Annotated in this window: 13 protein-coding genes; 5 read left to right on the top strand and 8 right to left on the bottom strand. The window is 66.5% G+C overall.

The features are described 5' to 3' along the window. Window positions 1-3: 3 nt before the first annotated feature. The 3 genes from A5708_RS25210 to A5708_RS25200 are packed head-to-tail and all read right to left on the bottom strand — an operon-like array spanning window position 4 to window position 3,229. Complete coding sequence (locus tag A5708_RS25210; RefSeq protein ID WP_065031220.1) at window positions 4-486, bottom strand: VOC family protein; 483 nt, start codon at window positions 484-486, stop codon at window positions 4-6. Next, the gene (locus A5708_RS25205) at window positions 486-2,000 is read right to left on the bottom strand and encodes a carotenoid oxygenase family protein (RefSeq protein ID WP_065031219.1); all 1,515 of its coding nucleotides are present in this window, start codon (window positions 1,998-2,000) and stop codon (window positions 486-488) included. The genes A5708_RS25210 and A5708_RS25205 overlap by 1 nt, the downstream gene beginning before the upstream one ends. Before the next feature lie 2 nt (window positions 2,001-2,002). Next, window positions 2,003-3,229: an acetyl-CoA acetyltransferase gene (locus tag A5708_RS25200; RefSeq protein ID WP_065031218.1), complete on the bottom strand. Its 1,227-nt coding sequence runs from the start codon at window positions 3,227-3,229 to the stop codon at window positions 2,003-2,005. Window positions 3,230-4,018: 789 nt separating this feature from the next. On the opposite strand from A5708_RS25200, the gene A5708_RS25195 reads away from it, so the two are divergent. After that, complete coding sequence (locus A5708_RS25195; protein ID WP_065031217.1) at window positions 4,019-5,548, top strand: DUF4185 domain-containing protein; 1,530 nt, start codon at window positions 4,019-4,021, stop codon at window positions 5,546-5,548. Window positions 5,549-5,594: 46 nt separating this feature from the next. Beyond that, window positions 5,595-5,981: a hypothetical protein gene (locus A5708_RS25190; protein ID WP_065031216.1), complete on the top strand. Its 387-nt coding sequence runs from the start codon at window positions 5,595-5,597 to the stop codon at window positions 5,979-5,981. 59 nt (window positions 5,982-6,040) lie between these two features. On the opposite strand, the gene A5708_RS25185 is transcribed toward A5708_RS25190, so the two are convergent. After that, window positions 6,041-6,256: a hypothetical protein gene (locus A5708_RS25185; RefSeq protein ID WP_065031215.1), complete on the bottom strand. Its 216-nt coding sequence runs from the start codon at window positions 6,254-6,256 to the stop codon at window positions 6,041-6,043. A gap of 904 nt (window positions 6,257-7,160) precedes the next feature. Here A5708_RS25185 and A5708_RS25180 point away from each other — a divergent pair. Together A5708_RS25180 and A5708_RS25175 are read left to right on the top strand one after the other, a co-directional pair. Further along, the gene (locus tag A5708_RS25180) at window positions 7,161-8,387 is read left to right on the top strand and encodes a PPE family protein (RefSeq protein ID WP_065031214.1); all 1,227 of its coding nucleotides are present in this window, start codon (window positions 7,161-7,163) and stop codon (window positions 8,385-8,387) included. A gap of 28 nt (window positions 8,388-8,415) precedes the next feature. Next, window positions 8,416-9,795: a PPE family protein gene (locus A5708_RS25175; RefSeq protein ID WP_065031213.1), complete on the top strand. Its 1,380-nt coding sequence runs from the start codon at window positions 8,416-8,418 to the stop codon at window positions 9,793-9,795. A gap of 28 nt (window positions 9,796-9,823) precedes the next feature. Here the strand turns inward: A5708_RS25175 and A5708_RS25170 are convergent, their stop codons facing one another. Together A5708_RS25170 and A5708_RS25165 are read right to left on the bottom strand one after the other, a co-directional pair. Next, window positions 9,824-10,117, bottom strand: a complete 294-nt coding sequence (locus tag A5708_RS25170; protein ID WP_065031212.1) for a hypothetical protein — start codon at window positions 10,115-10,117, stop codon at window positions 9,824-9,826. A gap of 101 nt (window positions 10,118-10,218) precedes the next feature. After that, window positions 10,219-10,611 carry a hypothetical protein gene (locus A5708_RS25165; RefSeq protein WP_065031211.1) on the bottom strand — a complete coding sequence of 131 codons (393 nt, stop codon included), beginning with the start codon at window positions 10,609-10,611 and terminating at the stop codon, window positions 10,219-10,221. 392 nt (window positions 10,612-11,003) lie between these two features. Here A5708_RS25165 and A5708_RS27080 point away from each other — a divergent pair, with 392 nt between their 5' ends. After that, window positions 11,004-11,150: a hypothetical protein gene (locus A5708_RS27080; protein ID WP_155766181.1), complete on the top strand. Its 147-nt coding sequence runs from the start codon at window positions 11,004-11,006 to the stop codon at window positions 11,148-11,150. Between the two features lie 11 nt (window positions 11,151-11,161). On the opposite strand, the gene A5708_RS25160 is transcribed toward A5708_RS27080, so the two are convergent. Both A5708_RS25160 and A5708_RS25155 read right to left on the bottom strand, forming a co-directional pair. Beyond that, window positions 11,162-12,193: an AraC family transcriptional regulator gene (locus A5708_RS25160; RefSeq protein WP_081293090.1), complete on the bottom strand. Its 1,032-nt coding sequence runs from the start codon at window positions 12,191-12,193 to the stop codon at window positions 11,162-11,164. A 71-nt stretch (window positions 12,194-12,264) separates the two neighbouring features. After that, the gene (locus tag A5708_RS25155; RefSeq protein WP_065031244.1) at window positions 12,265-13,230 is read right to left on the bottom strand and encodes an alpha/beta hydrolase; all 966 of its coding nucleotides are present in this window, start codon (window positions 13,228-13,230) and stop codon (window positions 12,265-12,267) included. Between the last annotated feature and the right edge of the window lie 118 nt (window positions 13,231-13,348).

Below are 13,348 nucleotides of genomic sequence, written 5' to 3'. Positions count from 1 at the left end.
CGGTCAGGCCGACGGGAATTCGTGCGTTCCCGACGCGGCGCTGTTGGCGGGCTCGTTGACACCGAATACGAAAGGCGCAAACACTATTTCACGTCCATCCGGGTCGCGGAAGGTGACCGCGCCGGTGGCCTCCCAATAGGGGTGCTGTTCGACGGGCTCGACGCCCGCCGCGCGCAGGCGCGTGAGGGCGGCTTGTTGCGCCTGTGGGTCCGGAAAGTACAGACACAGCTGTTCGTGATGGTCCACCGCGACGGTGTCGACGGCCTCCACGATTTCCATGGTGAGGTTCCAGCTGGGCAACCCGAAGATGGCGCCGTTGCTTCCGTAGCTGTCCCCGAACGTCTCGTAGAGCGGCAGCCCCACGAGATCGCGGTAAAACTGCACGGTTTGAGCGAAATGCGTGGAGCGGCGGGCGAAACGGATGGCACCGATCGGCGCCAGCTGCAGCGGCCAGTGCGTCGTGTGGTGGTGCTTGCCGGCGCTCATCACAGCCCGATCGCGCCGGCGGCCGAGTCGGCGGTGTCCCAGCGCCGCAATTGGGCGCCGGATGCCCAGGTCGAGTGGGTTCCGCTGGAAATACGTTCGGGCAGTTTGAGTTTGCACACCGGACCGTCGCCGACCCGGGCGGCATCGAACACCAGGCAGTAGGAGGCGTCGGCGTTCATGTCGGTGGTGAGAGTGACCAGGTAGCCGTCGTCCTCACCGGTGGCGCCCACGCGCGGGGCCATCGCGGTCTCGCTGCCGTAGACGCCCTCGCCGAACGAGAAACCCTCCTCGCCCCCGGTGCGCAGGTCGTGTTTGACCAGGCCGTCGAACAAGAACCAGCCGGGCTTGCCGGTGGCGGCGTAGGTGTAGCGGTAGGCGCCGCCGGCGTGCTCGGGGTTGATGGTGCCGAATTCGGTGATGGACTCCGAGAGCCGCTCTTCTCGCACCGCGCCGGTGACCAGGTTGAAGCGCCACCGGTGCAGCCGGGCCTGCAGGCGATCCAGGGCGAGGAAGCGAAACAGCTTGTCCCACTTGGTTCCGCCGGTATCGAGCGGGGACGGGTCGCCTTCGAAGAAGCCGTCGAGCACGATCTCGTCGCCATCCTCGTAGGCGTTGGTGAAGTGGAGCACGAACGTGGGCTCGGCCTCGAACCAGCGAATGTCCCCGGTGCCGCCGCGGCGGGGGATCACCGCGAAGCGCGACGGGAGGTCGGGATGGAAACGTGGCAGGTGCACGTCGTGCTCGAGCAGTTGGGGATCCCAGAACAGCGGGAAATCGTTGAGGACGGCATAGTTTTCGGTGAACGCCATGTCGTGGGGCAGACGCGGCCCGGGCAGCGGGATGTCGACGTAGTGCGCCAGCTCGTTGCGCTCGTCGACTACGCCGTAGTGCATGTACGGCTCTTGCTTGCTGTAGTTGAAGAACAGCAGTTCGCCGGTTCTGTTGTCTACCTTCGGATGTGCGGATACGCCCCATTCGTCCGGGAAGCCGCCGTTCCAGGACTCCTTGCCCAGCGTGTCGGCCGAGTACGGGTCGATCCGGTACAGGTCGCCGCACTGGTAAAAGCTGGTCAGTGCGACACCGCGGTGGACGATGACGTCCGTGCTCGACGCGTCCTTCATCTTCGTGCGGGCGCCCCAGCCCTGCTCGCGCCGGGCCAGCTGCACGGGCTCGGCCAGTCCCGGCCAGAGCGGCCCGCCCGCCTCGTTCTCGGCCAGGAAGCCGTCGGTGCGGATGAATCGGTTGCGGTAGAAGGCTTTTCCGTCGCGGAAGCCGACCACGTGCACCATGCCGTCGCCGTCGAACGGGTGGTAGGTCTTCAACGCCGGGTGCAGCGGGTTCTCGGTGTTGCGCAGGTAGACGCCGTCCAGGTCCCGGGGAATCTCACCCTCGACGGCGATCAGGTCGTCGGCGTCCCACTCGGTGGTCTGGGGACGCCACGGTCCGGTCCGGTACGGGTGGTCGTCGTCTTCGGGCAGGGTGGACAGGAACTTGCCGACGATCTCAACATCCATGGTCACACGCCCTCGGAGCCGCTGACGACGAAACTCACTGTGGTGGCGGTGCTCCCGCCGAAATTCAGGGTGCCGAACGTCTGGGCACCCTCGACCTGATACTCGCCCGCCGCGTCGCTGACCTGCTTGGCCGCATCGAGCAGCATCCGCACGCCGGACGCCCCGACCGGATGTCCGCCCCCGATCAGTCCGCCGCTGGGGTTGATCGGCAGCCGGCCGCCGATCTCGATCTCACCGTTCTCGATGGCCTTCCACGACTCGCCCGGGCCGGTCAGCCCGATGTGGTCGATCGCCAGGTACTCGCTGGGGGTGAAGCAGTCATGGACTTCGAATCCGTCTACGTCATCGAGGGCGCGCTGCGCGCGTCGCAGCGCGTCGAGTACCGCGGCCCGCACATGGGGCATGACGTAGGGGTCGCCGTCGGCGCGGTCCAGTTTCTGGCGCAGGCCCAGCCCTACGGTGCGATGACCCCAGCCGTCGATGCGGCCGATCGGGCGCACATCCGGGTGCTCGCGCAGATAGGCGTCGTTGACGAGCACCAATCCCGCACCGCCGTCGGTCATTTGGCTGCAGTCGAATCTGCGTAACCGGCCTTCGGTGATCGGGTTGGTCGCGTCGTCGTCGGTGATCGGATCGGGGACGGTCCAGTCACGGGTCTGGGCGTTGGGGTTGCGCCGCGCGTTGGCGAAGTTCAGCTGGGCGATGGCGAGCAGGTGCGCGGCGTCCAGGCCGTACCGGCGATCGTATTCGTCGGCCACTTGGGCGAACATGGACGGCCACAGGTAGCGGGCGTCGGCCCCCTCGTGACCGGTCCACGCGGCGGCGCCCAGATGCTGCGCGGCGGTGTCGCCGGGGACGGTCTTTTCCAGCTCGACGCCCACCACCAGCGCGCTGTCGTAGGCGCCCGAACGCAGATCCGCCATCGCCGACAGCACCGCCACGCTGCCGGACGCGCACGCCGCTTCGTGCCGCGAGGCCGGGATATCCCAGAGGCCGTCGCACACGGTGGCCGGCATCGCGCCGAGGTGGCCCTGCCGCGCGAACATCTCGCCGAAGGCGTTGCCGACGTGCACCACCCCGATGTCGCCCGCATCGATCCTGGCGGCGGTCAGTGTGGCGTCGACGACCTCGGCCGTCAGCGCGGCGAAGTCACGGCCTTCTCTGGTGAGGTTGCGAGCGAAATCGCTTTGGTAACCGCCGAGAATCCATACGCCGGGCGACCGATCCATACGCCGACGGTACTCCCGCACCGCGGGGTTGTTGAGGCCTATCGGCGACCCGAGTGCGAGGGGTGTGGGTCGGCGAAAGGGGCCGATAAAGGGCGGCCCCGTCGGCTCTCGGGCTGAACCGACGGGACCTAGGCGAGTGCGAAGGCCGGCCGACGCACTCGCCTCTGTTGGATCATTGCCACCGATGACGGTCGACAAACATGCTGACCCAATCTGTTTGAGTGTGACACGCCTTTCGCGTTACGCCGGGCGAATGACGAATCTCGTTTTGCGTGTGTGCAACAGAGTGTCCGACGGTCCGCGCGCGGAAGGCTGAGCTGCGGCAATGTGGTGCGCCCGTACCGGATGCGGATCGGCGGCTCACGCCTCTCTTCGGCGGCCGCCCAGCAAAGTCGGTGTCGATTCCTACGGCACCCCGCTACCCCCGCGCCGATGCCGCGGGACCGGTTGACGGGGTGCCCACCCCGTAGCGACGAGCCGGATTCGAGAGAACGGTCACCAGACCCCGCGGCAGCCCGTCCGGAGTCCATCCTGGCACCGCGCCGGGAGACGGGTGGCCCAGTGCGGCCGCGGCTCCGGCAAAGCCGACAACGCCTCCCAACTGCCCCTATGAGCGGTGAGCTAATCGCCTGGAGGGTGCGCCGCGGGCGGGGATCGCTGCGTTGCGACACGGTCACGGATGCATACCTATCAGCTCATCACTGGTCACATTCGCCCCGTAGATCACTATCGTCACATGGGCCAGCTAGAGGATGTCAACGCGGTGTCCTACCCCTCGAAAGGTGCTACATGTCGGCGTTTCTGCGAAGTGTGTCGCTATCGATGGCGTCGGCGGCCGCTATCGGATTCGTCCTCGTGGTGGGGCCCGCGCCAATTGCAAACGCCACACCGTGCGGTGCACCCGAGGCGAACGTCGATCCTCCCGCCGCGCCGCCGGCCATGCCCGCACCCCAACCGGTCGTCCAGCCGCCGACCGGGCGCAGGCCCACGCACACGAATGACCAGGCGCCGCTACCGCGGCTGGGCCCGCTGATCTCGTCGTTGCTCAAGCCGGCCGCGCCGGGCCGCCAATACTCCGCACCGGTGCACCCGCGCGCCGAGGGACCCGACCCGTCCGCACCGATGTATCCGCAAGCCGAGGTGTTGCCGCCCGGGCCCAATCCGCCCGCGCCCGGCGTCCCGCCGAACGCCAACCAGCTGCGCCCGAACGCCGCACCGATGCCGCGGCCGCAGCCACAGCCGCAGCCCGAGCCGGGACCGCCGCCCCCTTCGATCGCGGGGGCTCCGACGTCGCTCGTCGACTGGGTGACCGGACCGAACGGCCCCAACAAGACCCTGCAACGTTTCAGCATCTCCGGCACCGACCTCGGGATTGCCTGGGACAACGGCGATCCCGCCAACCGCCAGGTACTGATGGCCTTCGGTGACACCTTCGGCTATTGCAAGGTGCACGGCCAGCAGTGGCGCTACAACACCCTGTTCCGCAGCAACGACCACGATCTGTCCAAGGGGATTCACATCGCCGACGGTGTGCCGAACGACAGATATTCCGGCTCGCCGGTGTGGGCGCCCGGACTTTCCAAGCAGGTCGTCAACACCATCCACAAGGCAGGGCACGAGACCGGCATCATCCCGACCGCGGCGATGTCGATGGGCAGAACCCAGTACATGAGCTACATGTCCATCCGGCAGTGGGGCCGTGATGGCGAATGGTCGACGAACTACTCAGCGATCGCCCGGTCCAACGACAACGGCCAGAACTGGGGAATCTTCCCGACCACCATTCGCACGGCCTCGCCGGATGCCATTCCGGGAGCCGGGTTTACGCCGGGGAATGAAAACTTCCAGATGGGCGCGTTCATGAAGGGGAACGACGGTTACCTCTACCAGTTCGGCACCCCGTCGGGCCGCGGCGGCGCGGCATTCCTCTCGCGGGTCCCACCGAATCAGCTGCCCGACCTGACCAAGTATCAATACTGGAACGGCGACAACGGCGGTCACTGGGTGGCAAACAATCCCGGCGCGGCGACACCGATTTTCCCGGGGCCGGTCGGCGAAATGTCGGCCCAGTACAACAGTTATCTCAAGCAATACCTGGTGCTCTACACCGACGGCGGCAGCAACGACGTCGTGGCACGGACCGCGCCAACGCCGCAAGGGCCCTGGAGTCCCGAGCAGCCGCTGGTGTCCTCGTTCCAAATGCCCGGCGGCATCTATGCGCCGATGATCCATCCCTGGTCGTCCGGACGAGACCTGTACTTCAACCTGTCGCTGTGGTCGGCATACGACGTGATGCTGATGCACACCGTGCTGCCGTAAAGCCGTTGCCGTCGAACGACGACGGCCGAGTGAGAGGAGGGCGACGATGATCGCCTTGGAGTATCACGACAACTGTTGCGGCCTCGCCGACCCGCTCACTCCTCTCGCGGCGGCGGCGTTGCCCGACGATGTGCCCGAGTCGTCGGCGGGTGAGCTCTCCCGGCCGGAGGGTGCCGGCGGTGCGGACACCCACACGGTGTTCGACGGCCACCGGCCGGACTTCTGGACGGCGGGAAGGCCGGGGCTCCGTGACATCGAGGTGTGCATCGAACGGACCCGCGCCGACGGCGCGATCAGCCTGGGCCTCGTGGTCAACGGCCTGGACTGCAGTGGTGTTCCGATCGACCAGGCGCTTTCGCTCGCAGACGCCCGGGGGGATGCGGGCGTCTGCGGCGTGAGCTGCCGGGGAGGCGGTCACCTCAAAGCCAGTTAGCCGGCTGCTGAAGGCTTTTCGCGACGCCACTGTCGCCGGCCTGAGTCAGCGGGTGTCGGTTACGGCGGCGGCGGAATCCACCGCTTGCCGTCCGTCGTCCAACCGCAGGGCAGGTAGTTCCAGTGCGCCGGCGGGTTGGGGTCGAAACTCAGGCACTTCGGTGCGTAGAACGAGGGGGCGGGAGGAGGAGGCGGCTGCCGGTTCTCGGCGCGGGCGACAGCCCCGCTGAGCATCACGGCCCCAGCGGCCATCAGTGTCGCGACCAGCTTCCGCATCGCAGGCTCGGCTCATGCCCAACGAAGCGACGGGCGCTACGTTTCTTCCTTCACACGCACGGTATAGATGTTAGTCCTCTTTTTCCGCGCATTGTGGGATATGAATCCACCCCGACGGAGGTTGCCGCGCGCCGGCCGACATGGCAGCGCCGCAGGGCAGATACCCGTGGCGGCCCAAAAGGCCCGCATACTATGCACAGTCGATGAACGCAAACTGGACAGGGCGTAACAGCGAAAAGTACGATCGTGTTCTGTCATCTTCTGGTAGAGCGGGGAATTTGTTGCGGCACAGGGCCGTGCAAGCAGGAGCATTGCAATGAGGTCTCTCCATGAGAGCTCACCGTCAGTGTTTGCTTTGAGCGCCTCGGACATTGTTCCGCGCTGGCTGAATCGTTCTTTGCCGCCCACCCGTCACCTCACGCAAGCGCGCCCGTGCCTCGCCACGCTCATTTCTGAGCAAACCCGTGAAGATAGCTGGCGCGCAATCGAAGTCATTGCCGGCGGGCACAATCGTCGTGTTGAGTCCTACCTGCAACGCCGCCGGCATCGCCCGTGGCGCAACCGCGGCTCCTAGCCTTCGAAGTCTTACCTCCTGTGCCGTATTCGGCGTTGCGCAGCAACTCCGACGACGTCGGCACATCATTCACGGTCAGAAGTTGCCGTGGCCAAGTCGCAGCTCGCACGGATCAATCCATTGATTCCGTGTGCCACAACATCAATGTCGCCTAGTGAGCCGGCTCGTCCGTAGCGTGCCGGACGGGCCGGTGGGTGTTGCAGCCCTGGCTGCGAACAGCGCATCGGGCCCGCGTGTTGCCAGAGTGCGAATGTCAAAGCACGGCCTTAGCCAATCAAGATGAGCGCGGCGTAGACGCCATCGCCGTGCAATTAATCACGAGGTGTAGCAATGGATTTCGGAGTCTTACCACCCGAGGTCAACTCCGGCCGAATGTACGCCGGGCCCGGGGCGGGGCCGATGCTGGCCGCGGCCGCTGCGTGGGACGGGTTGGCCGCCCAGTTGCACTCTGCGGCGGCATCGTACGAGTCGGTGATCGCGAACCTGACCGGCGACTGGCAGGGTCCTTCGTCGAGCTTGATGGCGGCCGCGGTCGCACCCTATACGGCGTGGATGAGCGCGACCGCCGCCCAAGCCGAGCAAACCGCCAATCAGGCGCGGGTCGCGGTGTCCGCCTACGAGGCCGCATTCGCAGCGACGGTGCCGCCGCCGATCGTTGCGGCCAACCGTGCCCGGCTGATGGCCCTGGTCGCCACGAACGTTCTGGGACAGAACACTGCGGCGATCATGGCGACCGAGGCCGCGTACGCCGAGATGTGGGCGCAGGACGCTGCGGCGATGTACGGCTACGCCGGCACCTCGGCGACCGCCACGCGGATGGCGCCATTCGCCCAGCCGTCGCCGACCGCCAACCCGGGCGGCACGGCGGTACAGGCTGCTGCCGTCATGCACGCGACCAGTGGATCCGTCGCGACGAACACGCAAACCGCACTACCGCAACTGATGTCGGCCGTGCCGCAATCGCTGCAAAGCCTGACCACGCCCAACGCCGCTGATCCGTCGCTGTTATCTGCATTCGACTCCGCCTTCACGGGTCCGTTGGGGCCCATCTCGCTGTACGGCATCGGGGGCAGCCCGTACCTGCTAGGGGTCGAAAGCTATCTGGTGCCCCAGAACGTGGCCAACGTGAACAGTGCCCGACAGCGCTTGGACCGCGACCGATCGGCGCTTGGCCGGGTTGGCATTGGGATTGATTCGGGGACGCGGGTGGTCAGCTCACCGGGGCCCGGCGGAACCGGAGTGTCAACGGGAGTCGGCCGCGCCGGCGTGGTCGGGCGTTTGTCGGTGCCGCAGGGATGGGCCGCTGCCGCTCCAGAAGTCCGGCCGATCGCCGTCGTCTTGCCGCAGACCGCTGTTGCCGGCGCTCCGGTAGCGCTTGCGGCAGAGGGCCAAGGATCGCTGTTCGGCAACATGGCCGCGTCCGGCCTGGCCGGGCGCGCCGTGGCCGCCGCCGGTGGGGGTTCTGCTCGCGGAATGGGCCTCGGGGGCAGCGCATTCGGGAGGGCGGCGACCACCGCCACGATCATCGTCATCAACGCCGACGACGCGCAGGAATAGCCGCGCTCGCCAATATCGAGGAGCAGCAATGGATTTTGGAGCCTTACCGCCGGAAGTCAACTCCGCCCGGATCTACACCGGGCCTGGCTCGGGGTCGCTGTTGGCCGCGGCGTCGGCATGGGATGGATTGGCCGCGCAGCTGCACTCTGCGACAGCAGCGTACGAATCGGTGATCTCAAACCTGTCCAGCGGCTGGCAGGGGCCGTCGTCGGTCGCGATGGCGGCCGCGGCGACGCCGTTTGTGGAGTGGATGAGCGCCACCGGCGCGCAAGCCGAGCAGGCCGCCGCCCAGGCTAGAGCGGCGGCGGCGGCCTATGAGACCGCGTTCCTGGCGACCGTGTCCCCGGTCGTGATCGCGGAAAACCGTAGTCAGCTGGCAACACTGGTGGCGACCAACGTGCTCGGCCAGAACACCGCCGCGATCGCGGCCACCGAGGCGGCGTACGGGCAGATGTGGGCGCAGGACTCCGCCGCCATGTACGGCTACGCCGGTTCCTCGGCGACCGCCGCGCAGATGACGCCGTTCAACGCGGCGCCGCAAACCACCAATCCCGTTGGAGCGTCCGGTCAATCGGCGGCAGTTGCCCAAGCTGCCGGCACGGCGCCCACCAACGCGCAATCTGCCTTATCGCAGCTGATGTCAACGACCCCGCGAACCCTGCAAGGCCTCGCATCGCCCGCCGCGTCTCCCGCGGCGGACCCGTCGTCGCTGGCGACATGGCTGAACAACCTGAATTCCACGCCGTTGGCGAGGATCGCCGCGAACGTCGAGTTCGTTACCAAGGCCATCCGTCCGGTCAACGACACGTTGCTCAGCCTCAGCCTGGGCATGGTCGCGACGGCGCGGACCTGGAGCGACACGGCGGTGGATCTGGAGGGACCGCTGTTCGCCGCGCTGGGTTCGAGCACGCAGTCGGTGGCCGCGGCCGGCGCGTCTGCCGTATCGGCGAGTGCCGGCAGCGCGGGTCTCGCCGGGGCGTTGTCCGTGCCGCCGAGCTGGGCCGCGGCGGGCCCCGGCGTCAAGCTTGCCGCCACCGTCCTGGAGTACACCAGCACCGGCGCCGCACCGACGGTCACTGCAGCCATGAGCGGCCTCTCGGGCGAGATGGCCTTGGCGGGCTTGGCCGGAAGTGCACTCGGCGGTGCCGTGCCCCGCGGGCTTCCCGGGGGCGCCGCGCGCGGCTTGGGCCGCCGCCCGTCGGACAACGACGGCAAAACCCCGGACAAGCTCAAGACCGTCCTCGCGGAATTACAGGAGACCCCCGAGGCGGTGCAACATTGGCACACCGACAAGGCGCATCTGGAAAGCCTTTTGGATCAGCTGGCCAAGAAGCCGGGCGTGCACGCCGTGCATCTGTCCTCGGCCGACAAATCCAAGGCGACACCGCCCCGCGCCACCTGGGGATGATGACGTGTCGGCTGAGGTGAGACGGTGCCTACGCGGCGCGGTGGCGATGCCACGGCGCGCGCGCCGACGCCGCTGTCGGCTCGCGGTTCCCGGTCGGCAGGTGAGACACGGAAGCCAGCGCCACTTCGCTCCTCAGCGCGCGACGCCCGGCGGTGCGGCGGATCCACCATGCGGCCGCGATAGCCGCGGCGGCCAGCGCGAGGGTCAACACGATCACGACGTCCCCTAGGGCGAGCAGCAGGATGGTGCCGGCGATGACCCATAGCGTTTCCGCTATGGGGAAACGAGCATCCGAGCGTTGGCGAATGATGATCTGCCGCATGTCAGCCTCGCTAGGTGATGGCCACCGTCTGAACTAGTGTCTGCAGGTTGCAACACCTGAGCGGCCGAAAGGCTGCCCGTGGTGACCCAACTCACTACCGCTTATGGCGTCGCGGCGGCGGCGCGTTTCTGGTTCGCCAGCGCGGTAAGGCCCATGCCGAGGAACACCGCCGCGCCGCCGCCGGTCACGATCGCACCGACCGGTCGCAGCGTCTCGTGTCGGAGGCCGCGCAGGGTCGCGACGATGTCCAGGGCGTCGGTGAGCAGCCCAAGTTGCAATGCGCGGGTGCGCAGCCGCGGTGATGCGGGATCCGCGACAGCCAGGGCCAGCGTCAGTTCGCGAGACGCGAAGAGCTGGGTGATAAGCGGCTGGTTCGCCGAACCCAGTCCAAACAGGCGGGCAGCTCTGACTGGGGCGGCCCATGAGGCCACGCCGGTGGCAAAGCGCAGTGCGGCGAAAGTCGGGATGAGGGCGCTGTTCGGTGTGGTGGTCATGGGACCATCCTCTTCCGGCGACCCGTCGATGCATACCGGGGACGTCCTAAGAACGTCGAAGTGCCGCCCGGCTCGAACCTGCGACACAGTTGGTTATCGTCAGCCCTTGTCGCGCAACGAGTTTCGCATCACAGCTCTGCCACCCAAGCCACCTCCCTCCGGCGGATTCGCCCCCCGACCTGCGAACCATCGATGAAGACGACTCCGCTGGCGCGCGGCGGGGGCGCACTCAGCAGATTCCTAACTGATTCTTGGGAGATTGCCAACCTGGCTCTCAGCAGATCGCCAGCGGCGCGGGGGACGATCGATCCATGGTCGACCCCTCCGCCCTAGCCGCAGCCCGCACCGTCGAACACTCTGCCGCGTATCTCAAATGCGGGCACTGTCAACGAGTGGCCACCGAATCAAATGCCGTAATCCGGCGATTGCCCGGAATTGATCTGGTGTTATGCCACGACTGCCAGTTCGAGCGGCTCACAGCGCAGCTGCTCATGGCGTGCGCGGAAGTCGAAGAGGGCGACGCGAGCGCGGTCGCCTAGATCTGGTTCAGTTACAGGATCGCGGCCGGCTGAAGCTGTCGGAAGGCGCGGGGCCCGATGCCTTTCCAGCGGCGGAATGCCTGCGAGAAACTCGACACCTCGACGTAGCCGAGCCGAGTGGCGATCTCGGCAACCGGCAGGCCGTGAGTGCCGAGAAGTTCCTCAGCCAGTCGTTCCCGGACTTCATCGAGCAATGCCCGGTAGGACGTGCCCTCCTGCGCGAGGTGATGGCGGAGGGTGCGTTCGCTGACGTGGAGAGTGTCCGCGATGTCGGCGGCGTCGGGAGGTGCGGTCAGATGTTCGATCAGGATGTTGCGCACCTGCCCGGCGACCCCGGTCCGGGCTCGACGGCGGTCGAGCAAGTCGCGGCAGTGTTGCAGAGCGAGGGCCGCGGTGTGTTGGTTCGCTTGGGGGAGAGGCTCATTCGCGATCCTGCCATCGAAGGCGATGATGTTCTCCTCCGCGTCGAAATCGGGTCGCATACCGAAAATTTCTTGGTAGAGCGGGAGACTGTCGGAGGGGGGCGCGGGGAAGGTGAAACTCACCCGGCTCAAGGGCATCGGCCTCGCGAGCAAGTCGCGGTATAGGGTTTGAATACCTGCCGCGTCGCGCTCGATGGTGAAGCGGCGCAGATCCGGTGGGATTCCAAGGGGCTCGAGGACCAGCTGTAGTTCTCCGTCCACGACGCGGGAAGATGTTTCGCTGAGGGAGAAGCTCAGTTCGCCGAACTGAAAGCCAACCCGTATCGCTGAGCTCAGGGTCGGGCTGCTGATAAGCGCAAATCCCCACAGGCCGTAGGACGTGAGCCGGAAACGCATGCCGGCCTCGATCCCCAGCCCGGCTGGATTCCCTAGTTCGCGAACGAGATTGGCCACGACGGCCAGTTCGTCCCTCACGCTGGCCTCCGCACTGGGATCGAACAGTCGTGCCTCGGTGAGTCCACTTCCGTGCAAACATTTTTCGACCGAAAGGCCGTTCTCCTGACCCAGCCGGGTCATGAGTAGGGCGCCCATCGTCGAGCGCGGAATGTCCCAGTGAACCACGGAGCTCCTAAGAACCGGTTGGACTATTCCTCGCCGATTCTAGTAACTCCGTGGTCCCGAGTTGGTACGCGCTACTGCGTGTACTTGGTGACGAAATTGGCGATTGCGTCCTGCATCTGCTGCAGACCCGGCTCTTCGATCGGGTAGTGGCCCGCGTTCTCCAGCATCACTTTCTCCACTGGCACCTTGGTGATCGCAGACAGGATCGGTTCACTCAGGTGCGGCGGCGACCAGCGGTCCTCGGCGGGCTGGGTGAGTAGTACCGGGCAGGCGTCGAAATCCTTGGGCTCGACGGCGGGGACATAGCCGCCGTACGTGGCGAGGAAGCGGACCGGGACCGTGTTGCCACCGGAGGTCTTGTCACGGGTCATGACCCTCAGTGCCGCTTTGTCGTTCACCAGGGCCGACATCTTCGAGGCCCATGTCATGGGATAGCGGAGACCCGCGGCGGTGGTGTGGGCCAGCAATCCCATCAGCGGGATTCCTGCTCGCGAGCTCACGATGTCGTGCGACGTCTCATCACGCACCTGCTGGATTCGCTGGTCCAGGAAGGTCATGCCGACGATGCCGCGTAGCGTTCCCTTTGGCGCCTTCGCCGCGACGTGGTAGGTCAGCATCCCACCGGCGCTGAGGCCGTACAGCACGATCGGCCGGTCGTCACGCGACTGTTCGTAGGCCAAGAAGTCCACGACCAGATCGACCCAGTCGTCATAGCTGGGGATTGTGCCGGGAGCGACTCGGGTCAAGCCGTAGCCGAGGTTGTCCAGTGCGACCGTTTCGAACCCACGTTGAGCCAGAGGTGCACCCAGGATCAGGCTCATCTGGCGGCCATTGGTGCCGACGCCGTGGTGCAGGACCACCTTGGCCGCTGCTTTTGGGTTGCGGTAGCGGTCGAGGTGAACGGTACTCCCACGCCACTCCCAGAAATCCTCCTCAGGAGAGTTCGTGTCGTTCAGCCGGAGCCGTTCAGGCAGGAACTGCTGTAGGTCGCGCCAGGCTTGCTGGTCTTTGTAGTAAAGCGGTTTCGTGCGGTTCATGTCGTCCTCCTTGGATTCTGCCGACAACCGTCCGGCATGCTCCATTCGCCTCCGTCAGTGATCGAACTGATTCGAATTTATGGATTCCAGACGGCTGGGCACAGGTTGCGGATGGCCG

The sequence above is a fragment of the Mycobacterium colombiense genome (assembly GCF_001672755.1).
GTDB lineage: Bacteria > Actinomycetota > Actinomycetes > Mycobacteriales > Mycobacteriaceae > Mycobacterium > Mycobacterium colombiense_C.
This window is presented reverse-complemented; position numbering and strand designations above follow the sequence as displayed.

Coding starts and splice junctions, on each gene's coding strand:
- A5708_RS25210 (WP_065031220.1), bottom strand. CDS start 486: ATGAGCGCCGGCAAGCACCACCACACGACGCACTGGCCGCTGCAGCTG.
- A5708_RS25205 (WP_065031219.1), bottom strand. CDS start 2,000: ATGGATGTTGAGATCGTCGGCAAGTTCCTGTCCACCCTGCCCGAAGAC.
- A5708_RS25200 (WP_065031218.1), bottom strand. CDS start 3,229: ATGGATCGGTCGCCCGGCGTATGGATTCTCGGCGGTTACCAAAGCGAT.
- A5708_RS25195 (WP_065031217.1), top strand. CDS start 4,019: ATGTCGGCGTTTCTGCGAAGTGTGTCGCTATCGATGGCGTCGGCGGCC.
- A5708_RS25190 (WP_065031216.1), top strand. CDS start 5,595: ATGATCGCCTTGGAGTATCACGACAACTGTTGCGGCCTCGCCGACCCG.
- A5708_RS25185 (WP_065031215.1), bottom strand. CDS start 6,256: ATGCGGAAGCTGGTCGCGACACTGATGGCCGCTGGGGCCGTGATGCTC.
- A5708_RS25180 (WP_065031214.1), top strand. CDS start 7,161: ATGGATTTCGGAGTCTTACCACCCGAGGTCAACTCCGGCCGAATGTAC.
- A5708_RS25175 (WP_065031213.1), top strand. CDS start 8,416: ATGGATTTTGGAGCCTTACCGCCGGAAGTCAACTCCGCCCGGATCTAC.
- A5708_RS25170 (WP_065031212.1), bottom strand. CDS start 10,117: ATGCGGCAGATCATCATTCGCCAACGCTCGGATGCTCGTTTCCCCATA.
- A5708_RS25165 (WP_065031211.1), bottom strand. CDS start 10,611: ATGACCACCACACCGAACAGCGCCCTCATCCCGACTTTCGCCGCACTG.
- A5708_RS25155 (WP_065031244.1), bottom strand. CDS start 13,230: ATGAACCGCACGAAACCGCTTTACTACAAAGACCAGCAAGCCTGGCGC.